Source organism: Haloarcula hispanica ATCC 33960, assembly GCF_000223905.1.
GTDB lineage: Archaea > Halobacteriota > Halobacteria > Halobacteriales > Haloarculaceae > Haloarcula > Haloarcula hispanica.
Genome location: NC_015943.1, coordinates 220,072 through 244,312, shown reverse-complemented (window position 1 = coordinate 244,312; position 24,241 = coordinate 220,072). Strand labels below are relative to the sequence as shown.

At 55.6% G+C, this 24,241-nt stretch carries 18 protein-coding genes and 5 pseudogenes; 17 read left to right on the top strand and 6 right to left on the bottom strand.

What is annotated here, in order from left to right; all coding sequences use genetic code 11:
* Positions 1-52: 52 nt before the first annotated feature.
* The 11 genes and pseudogenes from HAH_RS16325 to HAH_RS16270 all read left to right on the top strand — a co-directional run bounded on the left by HAH_RS16325 (position 53) and on the right by HAH_RS16270 (position 10,046).
* Positions 53-1,225 (top strand): annotated as a pseudogene (locus HAH_RS16325) (ISH3 family transposase).
* Positions 1,226-1,516: 291 nt separating this feature from the next.
* Positions 1,517-1,927, top strand: a pseudogene (locus tag HAH_RS16320) (IS1595 family transposase); the annotation flags it as partial.
* An 80-nt stretch (positions 1,928-2,007) separates the two neighbouring features.
* Positions 2,008-3,029 (top strand): IS630-like element ISHhi1 family transposase gene (locus HAH_RS19340; RefSeq protein ID WP_076611118.1). Its coding sequence is split into 2 segments (ribosomal slippage): positions 2,008-2,511 and positions 2,514-3,029, totalling 1,020 coding nucleotides; the frame shifts between segments, so codons are not numbered across the junction.
* Between the two features lie 368 nt (positions 3,030-3,397).
* Positions 3,398-5,008 (top strand): hypothetical protein, encoded by a 1,611-nt coding sequence (locus HAH_RS20090; RefSeq protein ID WP_174878668.1) that lies wholly within the window; start codon positions 3,398-3,400, stop codon positions 5,006-5,008.
* A gap of 2 nt (positions 5,009-5,010) precedes the next feature.
* Positions 5,011-6,126 carry a hypothetical protein gene (locus HAH_RS16300; RefSeq protein ID WP_014030799.1) on the top strand — a complete coding sequence of 372 codons (1,116 nt, stop codon included), beginning with the start codon at positions 5,011-5,013 and terminating at the stop codon, positions 6,124-6,126.
* Positions 6,127-6,184: 58 nt separating this feature from the next.
* Positions 6,185-6,814, top strand: coding sequence for a hypothetical protein (locus HAH_RS20195; RefSeq protein WP_014030798.1), 630 nt, complete (start codon positions 6,185-6,187; stop codon positions 6,812-6,814).
* Positions 6,815-7,066: 252 nt separating this feature from the next.
* Positions 7,067-7,396, top strand: a complete 330-nt coding sequence (locus HAH_RS20190; RefSeq protein WP_014030797.1) for a colicin D domain-containing protein — start codon at positions 7,067-7,069, stop codon at positions 7,394-7,396.
* Between the two features lie 2 nt (positions 7,397-7,398).
* Positions 7,399-7,710: a colicin immunity domain-containing protein gene (locus HAH_RS16285; RefSeq protein WP_158307641.1), complete on the top strand. Its 312-nt coding sequence runs from the start codon at positions 7,399-7,401 to the stop codon at positions 7,708-7,710.
* A gap of 96 nt (positions 7,711-7,806) precedes the next feature.
* On the top strand, positions 7,807-8,070 hold the full coding sequence (locus HAH_RS16280; protein ID WP_014030796.1) for a hypothetical protein: 264 nt from the start codon (positions 7,807-7,809) through the stop codon (positions 8,068-8,070).
* Between the two features lie 274 nt (positions 8,071-8,344).
* Complete coding sequence (locus HAH_RS20085) at positions 8,345-9,499, top strand: hypothetical protein (protein ID WP_014030795.1); 1,155 nt, start codon at positions 8,345-8,347, stop codon at positions 9,497-9,499.
* A 1-nt stretch (position 9,500) separates the two neighbouring features.
* Complete coding sequence (locus HAH_RS16270; protein WP_014030794.1) at positions 9,501-10,046, top strand: hypothetical protein; 546 nt, start codon at positions 9,501-9,503, stop codon at positions 10,044-10,046.
* A 135-nt stretch (positions 10,047-10,181) separates the two neighbouring features.
* Here the strand turns inward: HAH_RS16270 and HAH_RS16265 are convergent, their stop codons facing one another.
* Positions 10,182-11,351 carry an ISH3 family transposase gene (locus HAH_RS16265; protein ID WP_049891337.1) on the bottom strand — a complete coding sequence of 390 codons (1,170 nt, stop codon included), beginning with the start codon at positions 11,349-11,351 and terminating at the stop codon, positions 10,182-10,184.
* A 38-nt stretch (positions 11,352-11,389) separates the two neighbouring features.
* Here HAH_RS16265 and HAH_RS20425 point away from each other — a divergent pair.
* Positions 11,390-11,719: pseudogene (locus HAH_RS20425) on the top strand (cell division control protein Cdc6); the annotation flags it as partial.
* Positions 11,720-11,864: 145 nt separating this feature from the next.
* Here the strand turns inward: HAH_RS20425 and HAH_RS16260 are convergent.
* Entirely contained in the window at positions 11,865-12,887 is a 1,023-nt protein-coding gene (locus HAH_RS16260) for a tyrosine-type recombinase/integrase (RefSeq protein ID WP_014030791.1), read from the bottom strand.
* A 354-nt stretch (positions 12,888-13,241) separates the two neighbouring features.
* Positions 13,242-14,915: a transposase gene (locus HAH_RS16255; protein WP_014030790.1), complete on the bottom strand. Its 1,674-nt coding sequence runs from the start codon at positions 14,913-14,915 to the stop codon at positions 13,242-13,244.
* A 477-nt stretch (positions 14,916-15,392) separates the two neighbouring features.
* On the opposite strand from HAH_RS16255, the gene HAH_RS16245 reads away from it, so the two are divergent.
* Complete coding sequence (locus HAH_RS16245; protein ID WP_014030789.1) at positions 15,393-16,565, top strand: Fic family protein; 1,173 nt, start codon at positions 15,393-15,395, stop codon at positions 16,563-16,565.
* A gap of 214 nt (positions 16,566-16,779) precedes the next feature.
* Positions 16,780-17,945, top strand: a pseudogene (locus tag HAH_RS16240) (ISH3 family transposase).
* Between the two features lie 235 nt (positions 17,946-18,180).
* Here HAH_RS16240 and HAH_RS16235 read toward each other — a convergent pair.
* From HAH_RS16235 to HAH_RS16225, 3 genes are all read right to left on the bottom strand, one after another.
* A complete protein-coding gene (locus HAH_RS16235; protein WP_014030787.1) occupies positions 18,181-18,912 on the bottom strand; it encodes a hypothetical protein in 732 nt (243 codons plus the stop codon).
* A 170-nt stretch (positions 18,913-19,082) separates the two neighbouring features.
* Entirely contained in the window at positions 19,083-19,736 is a 654-nt protein-coding gene (locus HAH_RS16230; protein WP_014030786.1) for a potassium channel family protein, read from the bottom strand.
* A 2-nt stretch (positions 19,737-19,738) separates the two neighbouring features.
* A complete protein-coding gene (locus tag HAH_RS16225; protein ID WP_014030785.1) occupies positions 19,739-21,193 on the bottom strand; it encodes an APC family permease in 1,455 nt (484 codons plus the stop codon).
* Between the two features lie 211 nt (positions 21,194-21,404).
* On the opposite strand from HAH_RS16225, the pseudogene HAH_RS20510 reads away from it, so the two are divergent.
* From HAH_RS20510 to HAH_RS16215, 3 genes and pseudogenes are all read left to right on the top strand, one after another.
* A pseudogene (locus HAH_RS20510) lies at positions 21,405-21,673 on the top strand (NAD-binding protein); the annotation flags it as partial.
* Positions 21,665-22,057, top strand: coding sequence for a TrkA C-terminal domain-containing protein (locus HAH_RS20505; RefSeq protein WP_370457914.1), 393 nt, complete (start codon positions 21,665-21,667; stop codon positions 22,055-22,057). The pseudogene HAH_RS20510 and the gene HAH_RS20505, both read left to right, overlap by 9 nt.
* 389 nt (positions 22,058-22,446) lie before the next feature.
* The gene (locus HAH_RS16215) at positions 22,447-24,126 is read left to right on the top strand and encodes a potassium channel family protein (RefSeq protein WP_014030784.1); all 1,680 of its coding nucleotides are present in this window, start codon (positions 22,447-22,449) and stop codon (positions 24,124-24,126) included.
* The last annotated feature ends 115 nt before the right edge of the window (positions 24,127-24,241 follow it).

Here is a 24,241-nt window from a genome sequence, read left to right as displayed (position 1 = left end):
TCAGCTGAATTGAATCGCCGGATTAACCACACGAAAGTGTCTGGATCTGGATGTGTTCAAGATCCCCGATCCAGACGGGTTCCTTTCGGCGGCGGATGTAAAAGACGTAGCGGAAGAGGTCATTACGGCCCTTCCCTTGCCGGGTGTCGAGGGGAGCCCCCTTGACCCCGGCGACATCTGGCTCGTCGTCATTATGGCCTGTGTCAACCAGAACTCGATTTGGGATACCTGCAACGACACCAACGGGACACCGTGTGACGACACTGTTCTGACGTGGCTGCATACGCTCGACCGAGACTGGCTTGAGTTCGTCGCTAACCTTCTGCTTGGACGCCTTGCCATGACGATTCTCGACCCTGGCCGGTCGAGAATCGTCTCCATCGACTTCATCGACAACCCCTATCACGGCGAGCATCATGCCAACGAAGGCGAACTCTGTTCGATGGCTCCTAAAGACGGCACAACGACCTGCCACCGATATTGTACGGCGTACGTCGTCTCCAACGGAAAGCCGGTGACACTGGCGATGACCTATGTTCGCAACGATGAAGACGAGGCCGACGCGGTCGAGCGCGTGTTCGCCCGCGTCGAGAACTATCCCTTCGATATCGACCTCCTGCTTGCCGATAGCAGCTTTTATAACGAGCGCGTCATCCGCCGCGCTCATGATATCGCCGCAACGGTGGTTCACGTGCCCAAAAAGGGTGAACGCATGAAAGATAAACTCGACACCCACAAGTCGTACATGACGACGTATCGGATGTACAAAGACAGCGAGCGGGAACTGCGCTTCCCGCTCGCGGTCGCTGTCTCCTATCAGAACGGTGATCGGGGTAAGCACGGAGAAGTTGTTCGTGGCTACGTGGCTTGTGGCGTTACGGAGAAGTCACCGAAGCAAGTTGAACACCTCTACAGGAAGCGTTCAGGTATTGAAACGACCTATCGGTTGCTGCGGCAAGCACGCGGGATCACGACGACACGTGATCCCGTCGTGCGATTTGCCATCATGCTAGTCGCAGCACTGCTGGAGAACCTGTGGCTTGTTCTCAGGTGGGCGGTCGTCGCCCGCCCTCGGCGAGGCGGGCGCGACCCTCCCGAGGAATTCACGCTCAAGACTTTCCGTGACTGAATACGTCACGAGTTGGAAGAGGAGTTGCGTCGGCAGTGGAAGATCAAAGCGAACGGGGTTGGTGTGCCGGCTTCACAGATAACGGCCGCGGGCTGACCACGGTCAGCCCACGGCCAGCCCGATAGACGGTGAGCGACAGCTGTCGGCAGAGACCGTCGCAATCCGGTTGATATCGTCTGTCCATAGCAGTGAATCGGAACAGCCTCGGTCTACTCTGCGGTAGCAGCTGAAACAGACCGTCAAATCATACGGAAAGTGATTGTTTTGCGGCGTTCAGGCAGCACTCTCTCGACTCATTTGGGAAGTAACGATACTATTTGGCTGGAAGAGGGTGATAGCGCAAGTAGCTTCGAGCACATCTTGGACCGTCACGCAAATTCAGATGAGTCCACGCGTGGGCGTGGTTCGTATAATGGAGACAAGCCACCCGTGTTCATCATCGCCGACCACGGCACCGGACAGCGGTACGTGATCCCGGCGAAAGCCGCAGACGAATCGACGATTCGACTCCTGCTGGCGGTCGGCCAGCAGGAGTCGCTCACTGTCTATACCGACAGCTTTCGAGCGTACGAACCGCTCGAAGACGACGACGCATTCGACCGCGAATACGCCGACGACGAGGTGCACGTCAACGCCTGCGAGAGCCACGCGTCGCGGGTGCGACGGTGGCTCTCGCCCTACCGAGGTATCTCCAAAGACAAGCTAACACAGTATCTCAGAGCGTTTCAACTACGCCGAGAGCTGTTTCGGAAACCCGACCGAGACGCTCTCAAACACGCTGTTCGAGCGACGCTGTGAAATCAACAATGTGCTACGGATGAGCGGGTTATTGATACTGTCGGCTGAAAATTCTTTAGGCTAGAGTGTGACTGTCGAGTATGGCCGCGCTTGACGACGCCACTCTCGACGACCTCCGCGAGGCTCTCGCGGAGGTCGAGGACAAGAAGCCGACACAGCGGCTAATGGCGGTGATTAACTACCTCGAAGAAGACAGCGCAACGATGGCAGAAGTAGCTGAGCGGTACGGATACACCGGTCCATGGCTGTCTCGATGGGTTGGGCGGCTCGACCGGCTCGCTGATGAGCCGGTCGAGCAAGTCGTCTATGACGATCCACGTGAAGGCAGAACAGCAGAACTCTCTGGTGAACAATACGACCAGTTCGTTGAGGCTCTCCACGAATCACCCGAAGAAGTTGGACTAGACGCGCCCGCGTGGTCTGTTCCACTAGCCCGTCACTATCTAGCCGAAGAATTCGACGTTGAGTATTGTGAACGCCACGTCCGTCGATTGATGTCTGAGGCCGGGCTGTCCTGGAAGACAGCCCGGCCGGAGTACTACAAATCCGACGAGAGAGCTCAAGAAGCCTGGCAAGAAGGCTTCAAAAAAAGCGCGACAACCTGGACGACGAATACACGGTCCTGACCATCGATCAGACGCGTCAAGTGCTCTCGACGCTGATCTATGCGTGGTTTCCCGAAGGAGAGCGCCCGTCACTCCCGGTGACGGGCGCGTGGGACAGCATCAAACTACTCGGTGCAATCAGCGATTCCGGCGAGACGTTCTTTCTACCCTGTGAGGAGAACTTCAACAGCGACACGACGAATCGCTTGCTAGACGCTCTCCAAACCGAATTCGGCGAGAAAATCTGCGTCATCTTGGACAACGCCTCGTATTTCACGGCCAACGCAGTACAGGAATTCGTCGAAGACACGCCGATCGAACTGTGTTATCTTCCGCGGGGTTCACCAGAGCTGAACCCCGCGGAAGAGTGCTGGCGACAACTCGATCAAGAGCTTGGCAACCGTCTGTTCGACACACTTGACGATCTGCGTGATGCTGCGCTCACTGCACTCGATCGAATTGAAGTTCCAGATGTCTTCACGTATTTATGTCCGTGAGTATCATCGAATATCGGACCGGATACGTCCAGTCCCTTGAGGATGATCTCTCAGCAGCAACAACAAAAATCAGAGTTACAGATACGCATGGGAATGCACGCTCGTCCCCTGCATTCACTCGAAGCACGATCTTTGTTGAGGGAGCACAGCATTCTGAGGCGGTAGATACCAATTCCAGAGTAGCTGCACAGGGACTGGGGTTCTCTTCGGGACTAGCAACAACGTTTGGCAGTAGCATTGAGTCACTCCAGTCCTTCGCTAAAGACCCACTGGGGGCCATCGAGGCGATCAGTACCCTTCTGGACTCGATTCCTGGTCTGGACTCACTGAGCAACCTCCTCTCGCAAGCGCCGGCAGTGTTTGACGCGATGGTACAGAGCTATGAGGATCGTCAAGACAGGGCGAATCCCTACGATCAAGACGCAAAGCCGGAGCTGCACAAAGACTTCCGGGCTAACTACTTCGCCGGGATGCTCTGGGGCGAGGTTGCCCGGTCCGTCACCGGCAGCCAAGCAGCCAGCGCGGCCAAGCGAACCCAGACGGCGAACACTGTAGCTGACCGGTTAGGCGGGACTCGCGTAATGCGGGCGGCCCGGACGTACAGTCGGGCACAGGACCGAACTGGGGAGTGGCGCGCCCGGCAACAGATGCGAGCGATATCACAACTATCGAAGGCAACGACGGTCCCACGGAGCGGCGCTCGGCGTGTCCTCAAACCCGCCAGAACAGCAACTGATACAGTCCGCATCCGGCACACGATCCGTCGGACAGACGTCGACATGGCGGAGCTGGACCCAGCCCAACAGCGACGCCTCGGCACACTGCTTGCAGAAAACGATCCAGCCGTTGCCCGTGCCGTCCGGCAAATGGACCAAGACGAAATTGATGCCCTGACCCGGGTCGAGATGGATGCCCGTACCCGGAGCGATTTCGCCCGCGCATACGAGAGTGGCGAGGTCGACAGCGATGAACTCACGACGGCACTCACCCGCTACGACAGTTTAGATGCGGATGGAAAGGCGGAGTTCGACGACCTACTGGCGCGCAACGGTGACGACGCGGTCGACTTCGCCGGGCGCACGGACTCGGACACGTTCGATTCGACGTTTAGATGTGACATCAGTAGTGCACCGTCGCTCGGTGCTGCGGGCTCATTGCGGTCCGGCAGGTATCACTCAGTCACGGCACCGTCGTCGCCGTCCCTCCAGAGCGGCGGTGACTGTCTCCCCGACAAACTGGGGCTTTCGGCCAGTGAGAAAAGCAAATATCTCTCTGCGTTGAATGCGGGATCGGACGTTGATAGCGGGCCGATCACTACCGCCGACGAACTGGAAGGCCTGTTGGACGACCTGCAAGGCCGAGACGGCTTCGACGACATCGGCAAGATTGCAGGGGATATCCAGGGCAATAAGAAGGGGTTCAAAGGTCTTGCCGGTGAAGGACACGTCGGACGTGCACTCGATGACCGGTCTAATATCGATGCCGGCGATGGCGATATCGAACTCGAAAAAGACCTCTCTTCGGATGATATCGCGGATGAGTACAGTCAGGACATTGCCGACGGTGTCGAGAACAGTGATGCGTTCAAGAACGTCAACAGTGAGAGAGGTGGCTCTAGTAGCGACATCGATGCGAAAGCGAACACTGAGGTAGAAATCAACGGACGGACGCTCAAGGACCCAGCAATCGAATCTAAAAACCTCGATCCGGACAGCGCTGAATTCTTCCGAAGAGACAACTGGAACGGGTTAAAAGAGAAGCTACGGACGCACGCAGTAGCAGGAGAAGATGAAATCGTGGTGGCCATGGATCAAGACTATATCGACGTGGAGGCTAATCGCCTTGGCGGGAGCAGTAGTTCGTCGTCCCGAGAGGTCCTGAGCAACAGACTAGAAAATGACATCGAAACAACCCTGGCAGATGAGTTCGGGATATCCAAAGACGTAACCGTTGAAGTGACTAGCTATAGTGACCTATAATAATGTCACCACGCCATCTCACGGTCCACGTTCCCGAATTTACGGATGACATCGTTTCGACCGGTTTCGACGCGGCTGAAGAGGTTGGATTCGATATAGACAGAGATCAGGAATCGGACGATGGCGAGTGGCCGTACTATAACGGTAATTACAACAAAACGACCGTTTCGTTCATGTTCCACATCTCTTCGGATAGAGAGATGTATGAACGGGTTCTATCTGTGGGACTTTCGGACATCCTCATCCCGTCGAATTGGTCAGACGAGCAGAACTACGCCGAATTCGTGACTGCTGTCGTCAACCTTGCTTGTGAGCTAGCCGTTGCGTATGACGCGGAATACGTCCCGCTGTTCCAAACCACTAACCATAACACAATCGCGCCGACGGGTATGCCCTTCGCTGAGCACATCGATCAGGTCCCACAACTGGCCGTCTACTCCGAGACACTGTTCGAGGAGTTGGGCGGTTTCGACGCGCTGTACGGCGGGACTCCGTGGCGGTACGCAGAACTCGATAGCGGACACGTTTTCGCCATGACTTCCGACGGCCCCTGGGAGAACTCCGAGTTCACCAACTCGAAGCGGCGGGACCTGCAGCGTGGGGAAACCGTGACTGACCTCGATCTTTCGGACCCGTTCATGACACTCGATCCGGGTGAGTACGGGACGGACGCCGTCATTACGAAAGACGATATCGCTCCCGAGTTCACCAACGAAGCACTGACACTGGAGCGGGTGTACCGGGACGAGTCAGACACCCTCCGCCGTGTCGAGGACGATTCGTTCGTCCGGCGGCTCATCGATGATGGAAACGTGTTAGGCGAGCTCCCCGACGGTGTGGACACGGACGACGAGCGACTCTCAGCGCTCATCGAGGGGTCGATTCCGCCAGCGTTCGTCCGGCTCAACGCTCCCAACGACGAATCGATCGTCTCGAAGACGCTGGCGCTCGACATCGAGACTAGCAAGTTTGAACTGTTGGTGAATCTGGCACAGACTGCGCGTTCTGCGGATGTCTCTGACGATGTAATGGCGACTATCGAGGGGGTACTGGACCAGCTGAGTGAGATGGACGATCAAGACGGTATCGACCAGTACATCGAACAGAAGCTTCTGTGACTGCGGTAGCTTTTCACATAGCTTGAACACGCACTGAGTAGCCGGCACGGTCGCGCCTGTGACGGCCTTGGGCGGCGGAAGCGTCCTCCAGAAAGGACTGAGTAGCTCATCAAAGCTCAGACGGCTGGTCGACGCCGCCGACTCGGCGGTGCCCTCTCGGGTGCCAAACGGCGTCAAGCCGACGGCACTACGGCGGGCTGGGAAAGTCGACGACTCGGTCCCCGACGCGGACGTGCCGACCGGGCGCATGAGCGCGAAGCTCAACGACATGCCCGGGCCGAAGCGCCAACGGACCACCGAGCAGTTCGACCAACTCGACACTGACGGGAGCGATTACCTGGGCAACACCGACATCAACGACCCGACGCTGAAGGCCACCGACCTCTTCGAGAACACCGGGCCCAGTGGGCGTCGCGCACTCAACGATCTGGCGGAAAGCGATCAGGACGCCGCCGACGCGCTCCTACAGATGGACGACGCTGCGACCCAACGCCGGTTCGTTCGAGCTTACGAGAGCGGCGAGGTCGACAGCGATGAACTCACGACGGCGCTGCGAAGGTACGACGAGTTGGACGCGAACGAAAAACGAACGGCCGATGCGATGGTGATGCGTGGCGGTGACGATGGCGTCTCACTCCTCGATGAGCAGGTCTGTAACAGTCCCTGTGATAGTTTCACTGAGGCCTGACATGGACTCAAACAAACTGATTCAGTCAGTTCCAATGACGCCACCACCTTCCGAAACAATCTACTGGGAGGCGTCCAACGAGGCGAAATAAGCGATGACCGGGCAGCCGACCTCCTCGGAGACACGAAACAGCTCGCCACCGACGAGGGTCGTGATGTCACTGATGTCATCAACAGAGACGATCGCTTCTCACGAGCGCTCATCAGACAATACGAGGAGTCAGATTCTGTCGGGACGGACACGTTGCGGAGGATGGATCAAGTCGGGGAGATAGACCTCCCAGACGGCCAAATTGAGCGCAAATACAAACATGCTGATGACTTCGGCGTGACCGGTAACAACAACCCAGAAAATCAGGAAGCGTTCAGAGAGGCAATCGCTGAGCATACGGTTAATCCAAATACGGAACGAATCGAAGGTCGATACACTCGATTAGAAGGCGACCAAAGCGTCACGCACCTCTACAATCCAAACACTGGAAATAATATCATCATTGACGACGGAGAGTTCCTCACTGGATTCAAATTGACTCAGGGACAAAGGACGAATATGCGAAACACGGGAGTCATTGGAGGGGGATGACTATGAAAGCTGTTCAGAGAGCCAACAAGTATTTAGATCTTATACGCTCCTACACAGATGGAGAAATAGAAGAATCAGAATTCATGCATACGTATCTGACTGAGTTCAAGGAGGATTACCAAGATGTTGCTCCAGACGAGCCATACGAAGTACTCGAACAGTTATTCTTTGCATGTGATGTTTACTGCGATGACCCAGAGCTACGAGGGAAACATGATATTGGGGAGCGCCAATTTTTCAAAGAAGCAGCCTATGCCCGAAGGAGACTGGAGGAGATGCTGAACGAAATGGAAGAAAGTGGCTCCAACGAATAATTGGCGGAACGAATAACGACCAGTTCGATTGGTCAATGAAGAACTACTTCGACGGTAACGATACTCACATGAGGCCACCGACTGACAGAGATACATATGGACGAAACGAGCGATGACAACTCGATTACCCTCGAACTGACTCGGAACGAAGCGATGGTTATGCTGGAGTGGTTAGAGCGAATGGATAAACCAGAAGATAGGGAGAATCTGGAACCGTTCGAAGCGGCTGTGTTGAGTGTGCGCGCTGATGTCGAGTGTATACTAGAAGCATCCCACCCCGATATATTTGCACCGGGTTATGAAGACAAACTCGAGAACGCTATTGACGACGTGCGGTACAATCGGTCCGGCGACGCGTGATCGACGAAGGACGGGTGGAGCAGCACTCGCCAATGTGCAGTCTTAATTCTGTCAAACCACTTGAGTAGCGTAGATAGTCGGAAAGTCTGTATTTCGTGTGCCCGCTGAAGGGGTGGCGATGGCGCCGTCGGTCCTGGACTCACTATCATAACCACGACCGGGGAGGCACGCGAGCGGGGTCACTGATCTCTTCGAGCACACCGGGCCCAGTGGGCGTCGCGCACTCAACGATCTGGCGGAAAGCGATCAGGACGCCGCCGACGCGCTCCTCCAGATGGACGACGCCGCTACCCAGCGGCGCTTTACTGAGGCCTACGAGAGCGGCGAGGTCGACAGCGATGAACTCACGACGGCACTCACCCGCTACGACAGTTTAGATGCGGATGGAAAGGCTGAGTTCGACGACCTACTGGCGCGCAACGGCGACGACGCGGCCGACTTCGCCGGGCGCACGGACTCGGATACGTTCGACGCTGTGGTCTCACCTTGTGGGGCCAGAAGTGCGCCGTCGCTCGGTCGTGCGGGGTCGCTTCGCACTGACCGGTATCACTCGGTCGCAACGCCGCCGTCGACCCTCGCACAGAGCGGTGGAAGCTGTCCCGATCTTCCGGATGACGTAGAGGATGACCTGCAGAATGCCCTTGTAAATGTCGACGGAGACCTCGATGCCGACAGCGTCGACGATGTCCGCCGATCTATCAACGAGCTAGACAGGGACGCACAGGACTCCGCTACCAATCTCATCGAGAGCGAGGGCACTGACGGTGTCTCGGTCACCAACGACGCAACTGATCTCAGTGACGGCAGCGATAGTGTTCTGACTGACGAGGACGTAAACAGTCTTATCGAATCTTACGAACTCTACAGTCGCAACAACGACGCGCCTAACTCTCGGAGCGCCAGAGATATCCAGAACGACATCAACCAGCTTGATGCACAAAATGTCGAAGGCCTACAGAGCGCGGTACGAGGTGGGTTCGGCACTCGGACGAATATGAAAGGCCTTGACGGCGAGGTCGACATAGCGACGGATCTGATGGACAACAACGATGCTGTCACGGTCAGGGAACTGTCCGTTGATGGCGATGACATGACCGCTGATATTCCTGACCAGGGGAGGAGAGAATCGGAAGTCGACATCGAGCTTGAAACTTCCGACGGGAGGACAATCGGTGTCGAATCGAAAAATCGGGATTACAACGATGTCACGTTCGACCAACTAGCAGAGTCCGATATCGACGACCTCACTAACAAATTCAACGTCATCTCCCGAAACCGTGATGAAATGTATGTCGTCAGTCGGACAGACAATCCCCGCGACAACGAGATCATCTCAGCAGCCATTGATAAGGCTAATTTCCCGGATGGCTTTGATCCGCAAAGTGATCTAAAGTTTATCTCTCCGGACGAACTATCTCGTATAGAGTAACATGGACGATCCGTATCACATCGGGTTTGTCGCCAACAAAACACCTGATGCCCGAGAACTGTATAATCGGTGCCAACAGGCCGGGTTGAAAACAACTCACGACGGGGAGGCAGACATCGTCGCAGAATATCGTATCGGTCTCACAGGACACACTGATTCGAGTCTGGAGGACGCATTGAACGCGCTGGAGCAGACGGAAAATGGTTCTATGCGGTTCTGGACAGAGGCAGATATGATGATTCGTGTGGGCATCTCCCACCCTACGACCGAGGACGAGCAAATGATGGGGTGTGTGAATATCGGTTTCCAAACGAGTGAAATCTATGGTGGCGCACATCCAGACTCGACCTACAGAGCACGTATCGACGAATTACTCGATATCGTGGCAGAAATAGTGCCTACCGTTGAACCGAAATATGTCTGGAGCTCAGTATACAAGGGCCACGAAGACTACGAGCGGTTCGTGCCCGATGGTGAACCGATAGCTAATAATATTGAAAACCTATCCTCAGTACCTCACAAAACATCGCCAGTTAACCTGACCTGAGTCACCTGTTCTGTCGAGATGAGTCGTCGATAGTGGTCAAGGGACGCCAATCGAAGGGGAAGCTGCCGCTGTCGGCGGCGATCAGCCGCCGACGCGGCAGCGTTGCCACTCAAAAGGAGGCGTCCTTCCTGATGATTACCGGTGGAACCGGTCGTCCGGTGGCCGGTTCGCGGGGACGGCCCGACGCACTGCGAGGGCCGTCCACGCTGCCCGACACAGCATATTGATGAACTCCTCGAACGACCAGGACCAAAGGCGACGCCCGCCACGGCGGGGCGTCGCCACGTACTCCCAATGGAGATACCGCCAGACATTCTGCAAGAGTAGACTCACCACGACGTACAGCAGCCGTACGACTGGATTCTGCGTTGTGGTTGTCGCAATGCTTTGTTCGGAGAGTCGGTAGCTGGCTTCGATACCGAAGCGTTTCGCGTAGTGGTATCGAGCATCTCGTGGAGTCTCAACGAACGGCGCGTCAGCGGCGTAGCCGTGACGCGCCACTCCGTGTTCGTCGTACCGCCCGTTTTGGTAGGTGCAGTCTATGTAGACGGGAAAATCGACGGTCCAGCTGTGACCGTCGAGTTTTCCCGTCAGATCATGTTGGATGACACGACTCCAGCCTTCCGAGAGTTCCTGCTTGATCGTCTTTCCCCACCGGACAACCGGCATCACGTACGCGTAATTGTGGGCCTGAAGAAGCGTGAGACACTTGCTATCGTAGAATTCCCGATCAAGATAGACGGCCTTGACGCTGAGGTCAAGGCCGTCAAGGAGACCAAGAAACTCAGCGAGGACACTGCTGGCGGTGTCGCCGTCGACGAGACGGCGCACCGCCCGCGTGTACCGTTTATTCTTCACACGCGCGTAGAGTGTCGTATAGGCGTGGAATGCGGTAGTTCCACGCTTTGCTTCTGAGTGATAGAGACCATCCGTCTCGTCTTTGTCACCGTAGTAGGGTCGCAGGTGGAGGTCTGCGCAGACCTCCACCTGCTTGGGTAGGATCTCTAGAACGTCCTTTTGGAGGAGTGAGTTCCCGACTTGTTCAACCGACGCTAGGTCGAACTTCTCACGGAGATGGTACAGAACCGTGTTTTTGTGGGGAGAATTTTCACTGGTCTCGCAGAGTTCAGATATCGAGGTCCCGTCGGCGCATGCGCCGACGAGGACCTCTAAGATGTCCACAGCATCGATTTCAGCATTGTTGCCGAGTCCAAGCACAACTTCCTCGTCAAGCGAGTTGACGAGAAAGTTAAGGAGCTGGTCCTCGTGGATTTCATCGTCTGCTTGCTTCTGGTGTTTGGACACATCCTCAGCAAGCAGACGTCTCAACTAACCAGCTTTGTGAAGTACTGAGACTTTCTGAGCTCATTGCCAAGCAGCCAGAACACTCAAAACACCTGTTACAGTCGCTTGCGTTACAAGTACAGGATACGTCAGGTGAGAACCCTCCAATCCCAACGAAAAGCGTCTATTCGGTGTATGAACGCCTTTGTGAGAGCAATGGAGTCGATCCACTGAAAGTGCGACGTGTTCGGGATCTACTCTCTGAACTTGCGTTTCTCTCGCTCGTTGAGCAGGAGCGCAAAGGGCGGGGAAAGGGCAAGGGTGCACACACAGTAAACCAACTTGTTGACGACCCTGAAGTTGTGATTAAAGCGTGCAAGTCAGCGTAAATCGCCCGAGGCCAAGCTCTATTCGCCTTGACCACGAGTGAAAATCGCGAATGTGACTGAACCAGTAATTGTGATCTGGGGTGACAGGCACGGATCGCACTCCAGAGCCCGAACTACTCAGCACCCTTTGCAATAGCTGTATCTTTCACTGCTTTCCAATGATATCGTTCGCTTCATCGCGTGTCCGCTTTGCGGCCTCCTGAGCGTACCCTTCATGTGTCGTTTCGATTGATTTGTGACGGAGTACATCTTGCGCCAGCTGTGGATTCTCGCGATAGATCTCCCGCCCGAGGCCACGGCGGGCACCGTGTGGCTTCAGTGGCTCCTCGAACTCGTAGTCGGACCATTCGCAGAGTTTGGCAAGGATATCCCGGGCCGACTGCGTGGTGATCGACGGCGTGGGATCAAGCGCTTTCGCAGCGTTGTCGAGTCTGGGGAACACGGCCTCATTCTCGTCAGGTTCTCGAAGCTGCTTCCACCGCCGGAGTGGACGGATAGCATCGTCAAGGATCGGTGCAGACTCGCGGGTGCGGTTCTTTCCGAACACCTGCATTGTGCCGGCTTTGAGGTCGACGTGCCGCCACCGCAGGCCGTTCCGTTCTTCATCATCAGAAACAGCGACGAGTTCTGCACTACGCGCACCGGAGTAGGCGAGGAGGAAGACGAGTGCCTGGTCGCGGTAGGCCGCCGTGCGGTCGACGTCATCGCTTTCGCCGGCCTTGTCGACACGGGCGGTGGCTGTCGCACAGATAGCGTCGCGGTCTCGTGCGGTCCAGTACTGCTGGTCTGTTTCAGTCTCGTCAGTCGGGAGTGGGCCTTCGGCGTGGTTGGTCTTGGCCGGGTTCGTCGGAATTAGGCCCTCGTAGACGGCCCACGTGAGGAACGAGCGGACGTAGGCGAAGTAGCGGCGGGCAGTCTCCGGTGAAATATCGTCTCGGTCGTCAGCTCGAGCGAGATCGCGAGCGTACTGCCGACAAAGGTCGTCGTCGATATCCTCGGGACTGAAGATACCGTGCTGGTCCCGGGACCAAGCTGCGAACTTCCGAAGCACGCTCGCGACGTTCGTTCGGTAGCGCCCGGAGTCGATATCGACCAGTCGTTTCTCGATGGCTGTTTCGAGGGCGTCACCCCCAGGAGTAGCGTCGTATGCAGGCGGAAGCCGATCCATGCTTCCCGTACAGCGGCGGTCCGCCTAAAACTGATGGTGCTTACTACACTAATACAAACCTATCTACAAAACCAGAATATCGGCGTTTCAGTCACTCTATGCGTGAATATTCGGGCTTTCTGTGCCTGATAAAGTCTATATAGCTATATCAATCTATCTTAAGGGGTAGTTGAGACTACAGGGGGTTTAGCGGGACTGTAATGCGTGGTTTCGACTGTTTCAGTGATCGGGAACTGCCTCAAATTACTCTTCAGATGGCTATTCTTGGTACATTGCCAATCAAATGGGCAAATTTTCGAGACTTCCAGCAGTGTAGCCACTCAAACACCGCGCTAACCCGAATCAAGCACCCTGCTACCCGATTCCTGTCTCCTTCTTCAGCAACGTCAGCGTGTTGTCGGCTGTCACAATTGGCGAGTGTTCGTACTCACCAGTCAACTCGACCTGCACGAGCAGATCCACTGCTCGCCAAATCGAGTACAGCAGGCACGCAAACGCGAAATAAAAGAATCTAAGCCCGAAATCTTTTGACGTGGTGGCAGCCATGAACCGCTTGATCGACCTATAGCCGCTCTCAATCTCCCAGCGATACCCATACTCGGTGAGAAAGGCACTGCTGGTATTCGTCATGAATACCGAGTATTGTCGATAGTCCCCGTGCTCAGAGTCTTCTTTCCGGCGGTAGATCAGTGTCGTCTCGTGCCACTCGTTCTTCCCTAGATGGAGTTTCCTATCCGTCTCGTATCGGTCTTGACCCCGCTGGAGCAATCGCTTGGCTTGGGCTCTCTCACTCGTCTGCATCCGTTTCGGGACGACATACGAAAGCCCTCGTTGGCTGAGCATCTCCAGAATGTGCTGGCTGTCGAACTCACGATCCATCAGTACGTTATCGACGTGAACGGCGTCTTGGGCTGAATCCAGCAGATCCTCCACTATCTCTTTCCGTGATTCACCTCTTCGTACAGGACGGGCATCGAGGACAATCGGAACCGCATTGCCGACCAACTGGACCGTCGCCCACTGATAGGCGTACTCATCGGTCTTCTCCTTTGTCCCAATAATCTCATCTTCGTGTCCGGTTCTGTCGCCTGTGAACGGGTCTGCTTCAGTAATATCGATAGCGATGATTCCTGCTCGGAAGAACTCCTCCGTCTCCGCTGCTTCCTCCAACAGTCGAGTCACAGCCTGCCGGTACATCTCCCGAATCTGCTCAATAGAGAGGTCACGAATCTGATCGCGATGGGCGTGGCCCAATGGCGTCCGATCCCGATTCGATTCATAGACGAAACTGCGGGCTCCTTCATTGGCAGCTAACCGCTCACGAAGTCCGAGATATGTTTGTAAGTCCCAGTAGGCGTTCTCGTGGATCTCACAGCCATTGTCACGATTCAGTGAGAATGCCGGGAAAACGACGTGACTGATGTGGTTCGTAATTGATGCCGCTTCGTCGAGGACGGCTTGATCGTCTGAGACTGGTTCTTCTTCGTCATCTTGCGGTGGAAAGCTACGTTCTGGCTCGCGCGGAACAGCAACGCCTGCGTTCTGAGCCTTGATTAGAATCGTCCGCGCAGCTGCCTCAATTGTCTCGCGAAGCTCTGTAGTGAATCGATCGTGCCAGCTTCGCCATAGCGTCGACTGGTCTGGGATCGTCTCTATGCCTAGTTGCTCACGGGGCTCAGGATGGTGGGTGAGGTACGTGAGGAGTGCCGTTTCGTGGGTCCAGCCGTGAAGTTCTTTGAGTAGAAATAATCGGAACAGTTGAGCCATCTCGTACTGGGTGGCTCCAGAATACCGGTCGTGTGGCCCAAACTCGACATATGCTACTGGGTAGTGAGACACGAACTCATCGACGGAGTGGTGGTCCTCATGGTCGAACCATGTGGACGCAACGGTCCAGATGTCTTCTTTCAGGCCGGCGAGAGAACTCCGGTCGTAGAGTGAAGTCGAATCATATGCTGGCCACTCAGCGTATGACTGCTGTGCGATTCGTTGAAAGACAGTGCGTCGTGAATCACAGCTCGCAACCAATACGAGATGCTGGCCACGGCAGGCTCAAGAATCCGTTTACTGCTCAGTACAGGGAAGGTACGTAAACTCACTTTTTTGAAGTCCACAAGACAGATATTGCCTTGACCGGAAGTTCAGTTATGCCCCGTGACACCCTCGTTTCGTGGAAAACATTTGGTCTATTCCTCCTCTTCCCGCCTCTTGCCATCATCGCTATTGTATTGTTCCCTCTGACGCTACTCGTCCTATTCTGGCTCTATAACAGGGGAAAGACCCAAGCAGTACGTGAGAGAACCACCTCCGAGCCGGGGTCATCTGTTGATAACTAAGCACCTTACTGAGCAGTTGTTTCACCTGCAAGATAGGGGGCGAAAGCTGTATATCAAATCTGTCTCCAGAAATCCCGAGTAGTGGTGACGGTGCAATCAACAGCCATACTATTGTGATTTGGTCCCGTAAATACCAATAGTGGCCAGCATATCTGTAGAAATACCGCTGATGGAGCGAGATGACTTCGACGAGACGGCCCCTGGCGAAATCATTCCCACGACAACGCCGAAAGGGACGTATTCGGCGTTCCGGCCTGACCCGCTTCCCCCCTCAACTGACACTGAACAGCTCATTACACCGCTGGCCGAGGCGACACAGGCACTTGGACGACTCCACGGTATCGGCCCACGTGTTGGCTCAAGAGAGATCCTGATCGAACCGTTCATTCGAAAAGAAGCCCTGGAATCCTCGCAAATCGAAGGAACACATGCTACCCTCTCGGATATCTACGCCTATGAGGCCGGACAGGAAGCTCTTATCGACGAAGACAGACAGCAGGGCACCCAGGAAGTCGTGAACTATCTACACGCCCTGACGCACGGATTGGATGCGATCACAGCTGGCGATCCAATTACCGTCGAATTGCTGTGCGAAATGCACAACCGGTTGCTTTCGGATGTCCGTGGGGATGAGGCTGACCCAGGTGAACTTCGTACAACCCAGAACTTCATCGGCAGTACGCCATACATCCAAGACGCCAGGTACGTGCCGCCACCACCGAACGAAATCCCTGACCTTCTCGAAGACTTGCTCGAGTATGCGAACCAAGAGACGAATTTACATCCACTCCTCCGAATCGGATTGATTCACTACCAATTCGAGACGATTCATCCGTTTCTCGATGGGAACGGACGACTCGGGCGGCTATTGATCAGTCTCCTCCTACAACGTGACGGTCTTTTGCCCGAGCCGTATCTCTACCTGAGTTCGTATTTCAATGCACGACGTTCGGACTACGTCGATCACCTACTGGCAGTCAGTCAGCGGGGTGAGTGGGAAGAATGGTTGCTGTTCTTTCTACGTGGTGTGCAGTCACAGGCAGATGAAGCTCACCAGCGAGCGAACCTACTGGTCGACCTCCGAGAGGACTATCAACAGCGCTACCAGAGCGAGCGGTCTGAGAATATCCTCGAACTGGTCATGCGACTCTTCGAAGATCCGTACTTGGACGTGAACACAGCAGCCGACTGGTTGGATGTCGAATACAGCACAGCCAACCGACTGATTGGACAACTCGAAGATGACGGGATACTCGAAGAACTCACTGGAAAAGAGCGTAATCGGTTCTACCGTGCAAGCGAAGTCTTCGAGATTATTAACAAGCCAATCGACCAGCTCTAGATCATAGCCTAACAAGAGACGAGCCATATGCATTGAGATGGCCAATCTCAACTACTGATCTTAAGAATAGGTTGAGACTACAGGGAGTCTAGCGGGACTGTGATGCGTGTTTTTAGCCGATTCAGTCCGCGAGAGCTGCCTCAAATCACTCTCCAAATGGCTATTCTCAGCACTTCACAAAGCCAGTTAATTGAGAGGTCTGCTTGCTGAAGGTGTGCCTACGACCCAGCAAGCAGACAGTGAAATCCACGAGAACCAGCTTCTTAATTTCCTCGTCAACACCCTTGACGGGAAATTGATCTCAGTCTCTGCGATAATGCTGAAATCGAAGCTGAGGACATCTACGAGGTCCTCGTCGGCGCTTGCGCCGACGGGACCTCGATATCTGAACTCTGCGAGACCAGTGAAGATTCTCCCCATCAAAACACGATTCTGTACCACCTCCGCGAGAAGTTCGACCTAACGTCGGTTGAACAAGTTGGGAACGCACTCCTGCAAAAGGACATTCTAGAGGTTCTTCCCGAGCAGGTGGAGGTCGTTGCAGACCTCCACCTGCGGCCCTACTACGGTGACGTGGACGAAACAGCTGGCCTCTACCACTCAGAGGCAAAGCGTGGAACCACCGCGTTCCACGCCTATGCGACACTATACGCGCGCGTGAAGAATAAACGATACACGCTGGCGGTGCGCAGTCTCGTCGACGGCGACACCGCCAGCAGTGTCCTCGCTGAGTTTCTTGGTCTCCTCGACGGCCTTGACCACAGCGTCAAGGCCGTCTATCTTGACTGAGAATTCTACGATAGCAAGTGTCTCACGCTTCTTCAAGCGCACAACTACGCGTACGTGATGCCAATCGTCCGGTGGGGAAAGACGATCAAGCAGGAACTTTCGGAAGGATGGAGTCGTGTCATCCAACACGAGCTGACGGGGAAACTCGACGGTCACAGCTGGACCGTCGAGTTTTCCGTTTACATCGACTGTACCTACCAAAACGAACGATACGACGAACACGGAGTGGCGCGTCACGGCTACGCCGCTGACGCGCCGCTCATTGAAACACCACGAGATGCTCGATACCACTACGCGAAACGCTTCGGTATCGAGGCCATCTACCGACTCTCCGAACAAAGCATTGTAACGACCACGACGCAGAATCCGGTTGTACGGCTGCTGTACGTTGTGGTAAGCTTACTCTTGCAGAATGTGTGGCGGTATCTCCATTGGGAGTAGGTGGCGACGCCCCGCCGTGGCGGGCGTCGCCTCTGGAAGTGGTCGTTCGAGGAGTTCATCAACATGCTGTGTCGGGCAGCGTGGACGGCCCTCGCGGTGCGTCGGGCCGTCCCCGCGAACCGGCCACCAGGCGACCGGTTCCACCGGTAACTCCCACCGGGCTAGCCAGCGGTGTGAGTGGCGACGCTGTCGCGTCGGCGACTGATCGCCGCCGACAGCGACCGTTGTCCGTCGATCCGCCTAATGATACTCTCGTTGAGACGATCAGTGCAACCGCTCCGACACAGAACTCAGGCTTCAGAAACAGCTAGCCGGGGATGCTTTGTGAGGTACTGAGGTTGACACACAAATTCGGTCCGCAGTGAGGATGCCCCATCAGAGGAATTCAGACACCCGAGCGGATTGTGAGTTGAGGTTTGGCTGTTTCTTCAGCAAGCGTTTTTTGAACAGACCCAAAGACTCGCTCTCGCACTGACGGTTCGGTCTCGCCGAGGACAACAAAGTCAAAGTCAGAAACACGCGAGAGGACTACATCAAGCCGTTTATTTTCCGTCGATTGTTCCCACTTGATTCGGTCGGGATCGATACCGAGTTCCGCAAGTCGATCTGCGAGGCCGCGGAGCATATACTCTGTTGCATCATACAGACGTTCATTGTCGTTCGTTGCGGCGTGAAAGAGAAGGAGTTCCACATCACTATCGGCAAACAGGGCTCCAAGGGTAGTGACAATCCGATTGAGATCGGCATTCGGTTTCACCAGAACAAGTCCACGTCTCGTCTCCGACGGCGACGATGTTGTCCCCGGAAGGAGGATTGATTCACACTCGTACTTGTTCGCGGCCCCATTGATTGATTGGTCCTTATCATTTGTAAATACCAATCGAGTCTGCACCGTGGCACCCTCATCGGTAAAACGGCGTGCCACTGTCTCAAGTCGCTCCTGAGCTTCCTCTTCGAACTGATTACGGACTTGGCTGGGGGCCGATTGGTCCGGAATTGGCCAGTATCCCAGAAGGATAACCTCTGATGATTGCACTATCTGAGTGTCTATCTCAGACCGAGATGTTGAATCGGACACATCAATCGGAATCAAGACCCTGTTGAGCGATTCCGGCATAACGTACGAAGATACGCTCCCCAGCGCTTATTTGTGTTTTCCCTGTCACCTCAGTGAGTCCAGTGGCTACATCACGTGGGTAGTTGTGCAACAGGACAGGCCCGACCACGGTTCACAGGCAGTCGAGACGGATGCCACGAGGCTTGACTCCGAGGTGATTGATTAGCCGCCTAGCCGCGCATCAAATTCATGACCTCATCGACCACGTCAGGTTCGACAGCGACGACGTAGCTGCTCCCTGGTGTCAGGGTCGTGTCGGCACGAGCGATTTGCTCACCGTTCGCGTCGGACACGACGAGGGTTCCCTCGGGAAAGCGTACGTCCGAGAGCGCTTTCCCAGCGGCCGGAGCGCCGTCAGCAACGCGAATAAGCATGATATCGAGGGAGCCCGTGACGTCGGCAAGTGTTTGGACATCGCTACCCAGGATTTCGTTGGCCGCCACTCTCGAGCCGGCCCGTTCGGGAAAGACCACCGCGTCGACGAATCGGGTGTAGGCCTCACCGCCTGTGCGGTCAATACGCGCGACCGTCCGGATGTCGGGTGTCAACTCTGCGGCAGCTAAACAGACCGCGAGATTTAATCCTGTTTCACCCGTAAGCGCGGCAATTACGTCCGCTCGCTCAAGGCCTGCCTGTTCGATGATATCCGGATTTGTCGCGTCACCCTGGATAACAGTCGCTATCCATTTATCGGCGATATCCGAGACAATCCGGTCATCGCGTTCGATAATCGTCACGTCGTGACCGCGGTCAGCGAGTATCTCGGCTGTCTGGAAACCGACGCGTCCACCGCCAGCGATGATAATGTCGAGGTCACTAGTCATGGTTAGTCTTCAGCTTCAGGTGTTATTTCAGTGGCGGCAGCCGCCTGTTCGCGGTCCGATTGCCCTTTGACCCGTTTAAGCGCGAAATACACGAGGGCTCCGAGCAGAATCCACGCCATGCTGAGTGCCAACGCCAATGGATCTGTTCGGAGCAGGTACTCCACGAGCACCCCTGTTAGAAGCAGATTGAGCGCGATACCAATCAGTGGTGGTGCCGGGTAGAACGGCATCTCGTACGGCCGGTTCATGTTCGGGCGCTCCCTGCGGAGTCTGATGACGGCGACGTTGACGATAATGAACGACAGCAGGAAAAACAGGCTCGACATGTTGCCAGCACTTTGTGTCGGCAGTGCCACTGACCCGAGCATCACGACTGCGCTGGCGAGGATTGCGACGAACGGCGTCCCGTAGCGGTGGTGAATCTGGCCGATCGACGGGAGCAACTGTCCTTCACGTCCCATCGAGAACGCCACGCGTGACGACGCGATGACGACTGCGTTGAGGGCGGTGAGTGTCGAGAACACGGCCCCGAAAACAATGAGTGCACCACCGTTCTGGATAATCGGTAACCCGGTCGGCATGAACGATGTTGCTGCCGTTGCGATGCCGGCTTCGCCAGCGTCGGCGAGTCCCTCAGCCCCGAGCGTCCCGATGGCGACTGTCACAACGGCCAGATAGACGACAACCGTAACGGCGAGACTGATGAATATCGCCTTGGGGATGTTTTCACGCGGGTTCTGTACCTCCTCGGTGACGGTGGTGATGAGGTCGTACCCCTCGAAGGCAATGAAGGTTAGCCCCATCGCCGGCAGAACCGCGGCCGCCCCGCTGCTCTGTGGAAACAGCGGCTGGAATTCGGCCCCGGAGAACATCGGAGACGCGAGTCCGAACGCGACGAAGACCACCAGAATGGAGACTTTGATGATGGTGAAAATCGTCTCAACACTGCCGCTGGCGGCCGTCGAGACAGCGTTGAGCGCTACGAGCCCGAGGACGGCCACGAACGCCAGCACGAAGGCCAGCGGGAGCGCCGCGTCAATGACTGGAACCGCGACAGCTCCCACTTGATCCGGTGGCGGGACCACACCGTAAACGTGCAGCAATTCGAGAAAGTTCGGTGCAAAACCCAGCGCATACAGCGCCCCCGCAATCATGTAGGCAAACCAGAGCATCCAGCCCATGATGAACGAGGCGAAGTCGTCGAATATCTCTCGCACGAAGGCGTATCCACCGCCGCTTTTCGGAATCGAGGCGGCAAGTTCCGCATATGAGAGTCCTGTGAACGCTGTGACGACGCCATTCAACGCAAAGACAAGAATCGCTGCCGGACCAGCGATTTCGGCAGCCAGTCCTGTCAGCACGAAGATACCGGCCCCGATCATCGCTCCCATCCCAATCATCGTCGCGTCAAGTAACCCGAGTTCAGCCTCAGGTGATCGAGTCTGGCTCTTACTCATTGCGTCCTGTTTTTATTCGGCGTGCCATCAATCGTACGCTGTATGCACTTTGTTCAGACCATTTGAGTACCGGGGAGAGTTCTTCCATTGGAAGAACGGTGAGTGGATTTTTTAAAAGCTTATTATAGCTGTTCCCCGGTACAATAGTGGTATTCTCGACCCATTAGAACTGCCGGGGCATTGAACATGACGCGTTTTAAACAATACTGCAATGACCCGAACAAAGCGATTTGTCATCGCCGGTGGCGGCCGTGTCGGGAAACAGACCGGCGAGAATCTCGCGGATCAGGGTCATGACGTACTGCTAATCGAATCCGACGAGGAGCGTGTTGAGACATTGTCCGATGCGTACATCGGCCCCGTTATCCACGGCGACGCCACAGCCCGTCAATTCTTGAACAGGCCGACATAGCCGATGCGGACGCCATCGCCGCACTCACTGACCAACCGGGCACGAACCTCGCAATCTGTATGGAGGCCCAGCAGTACGCCCCGTCGATTCGGACCATCGCGAGAGCGGAGACGGGGACGGAGCAGGAGTACGACGAGGTGGTGGATGCGACGCTGCTACCCGAGTATCTTGGTGGCGACTATGCGGCAGATATACTGACCGGCGAGGATATCCGCACCCTCGTCTATCCGACCGCTGAGCTCGACATCCTCGAAGTGAGTGTCGCCCCATCGGCCCCCGTTGCGGGGCGCCGTCTCGATGAAATCGCTCTTCCGTCCGGAAGCCTGTTGATCTCGACGGCGGACCGGACGGAACTCGCAGGAGCTGATACGGTGCTGGAACCTGATGAGCGCTATATTCTCGCTATCGAAACCGACGTGGTCGATGAAATGCTGAATCTCATGCGTGGCTAGCATTATAGAGATTAAGACAGAGTACAACCACGAGTGATTGGAATTCTATATATAACCGATAGGCGACTTCTGAGCGGTTCAGCCATCGCATAGCTTTCGACCAGGCTAGCGGAATATTTCTTCAGAGAACAGGTCGTATCGTAACCCAGCAAATATTCTACCTGCGGTATAAAAAGTACCGGCATGAACCCAGGGGTGGACGTCACAAGTCGGTTTCAGGGTCGAGGTACCTGAGATCCTCACGAGCCTATTAACGATTGTTTGGGAGTGGCCAGTGGCCCTGCCACGAAGACTCACATCCGCCATTGAGTATACCTAAGACTATATAAGTTGAAATAGTATCAGGAACTCTTTTCAAATCATAATAACTATACTGGTAGCACCCACCGATGGTTGACCCTCTGAAACGACTGACTAATATCCAGCTTTCTCGGCGAGACCGCCTCGTCACCTATTACCTCACCGGGCTCGCTGCATTGATTGTTGTCTATACGGTCACGTATAATTTCGCGCTGGCACAATTAGAGGGGGTCAACCAATCGATATTCGCGTCGTTCGAATTTATCGTCCAGACAATGACGACGACTGGATACGGCCAAGATTCGGGTATCTGGAGCCATCCATTGATGTTCTTGTTCGTTGCAGCGACACAGATCTCCGGCATCGCGCTCGGGTTCTTTACACTCCGGCTCATCATCATCCCGCTGTTTACTGGTGCAGAGGTCAATCTTGACAATCGTCTCACCTCCAAGCAGGACCACGTCATTATTTGTGAATACCGTCGGGATTCGGCCGTACTACTCGACGAGCTAAGAGAGCTCGGCATCGAGTATGTCCTGATCTCCTCGTCCGAAGAGCACGCCAAGGAACTCGCTGACGACGGGTACTCCGTCATTGACGGCTCACCGCAGGATACGTCGGCGTTCGAACGAGCCAGCATCGATTCCGCACGGGCCGTCATTACAGATGCCGGTGATGCGAACGTCAACACTATTCTGACAGTGCACTCGATCGACCCGGACATAGAAATCATCACCCTTACCGACGACAGCGATATGCGTGATATCCTGCTGGATACGGGCGCCGATACCGTGCTGTCACCACACGGCGTTCTCGGTCGCCGACTCGCTGAAAAGGCCATCTCCTCGTTCAGTTCGGACTTGACGGATACAATCGATATCGGCGGTGAGATAGAGGTCACAGAAGTCCCAGTCCAGCAGGGGAACCGACTCATCGGGACGCGAATCCGCGACTCGAAAATCAGGGAAGAGACCGGCGCAAATATCATCGGTGCGTGGATCGACGGGGAGCTACAACTCCCACCTCACCCGGATGCGATTATCCGCTCGAATACGGTATTGCTCGTCACGGGCGCCCACGATGCCCTAGAGGCGTTCAGTGACTTTACCCAGCCGGCCCGAACGCTCCGGAAACACGAGCGTATCATCGTTGCCGGACAGGGAGAAGTCGGCCAGGCTGCACGTGACGTTGTGTCCGAGAGAGGGCTTGATACCGTGACGATTGATATCGAAGACCGAGATGGCGTGGATGTCGTGGGTGATTCCGGATCTGACGAAATCTTGGCTGAAGCGGGTATCGAGAGTGCTGGTGCTATTATTATTGGTCTGCCGGATGACTCTGCGGCACTACTGACAACCGTGTTAGCTCGGTCGTTGAATCAGGATATCGAAATCCTCGTTCGGGTGAGTGACACCGATGCGACCCGGAAGGCACTCAGTGCTGGAGCGGACTACGTGCTGTCGGTTCCACGGGTGAGCGCTCGAATGGTCGCCAGGGAACTCCGCGGCGAGGATGTCCTTGCACCAGCGAGTCAGATTCGGCTACTCCGTGTTCCCGCCACACCGCTGGCTGGGTCGACACTCGCCAAGTCAGGCATCTACGAAAAAACGGGTTGTCGCGTCATCGCTATCGAGGACGAGTCTGGGTTCACCAGCGCGGTTGATCCACAACGGAAGTTCACTGGAACCGAGCACATTGTCCTCGTCGGCTCCGATGAGTCAGTCCAGCAGTTCAGAAAGCAGTTCGACGTCTCACCGATAAAGTCTTAGAGATAACAGCCTGGGGGGTATCTAACCCTGCTGTTCGATGGGAGTGGATCTCTCTGAGGCCGATGATTGCGCCACAGACCGACCCAATATCGAATCGATACCTGATCTGCTGTCA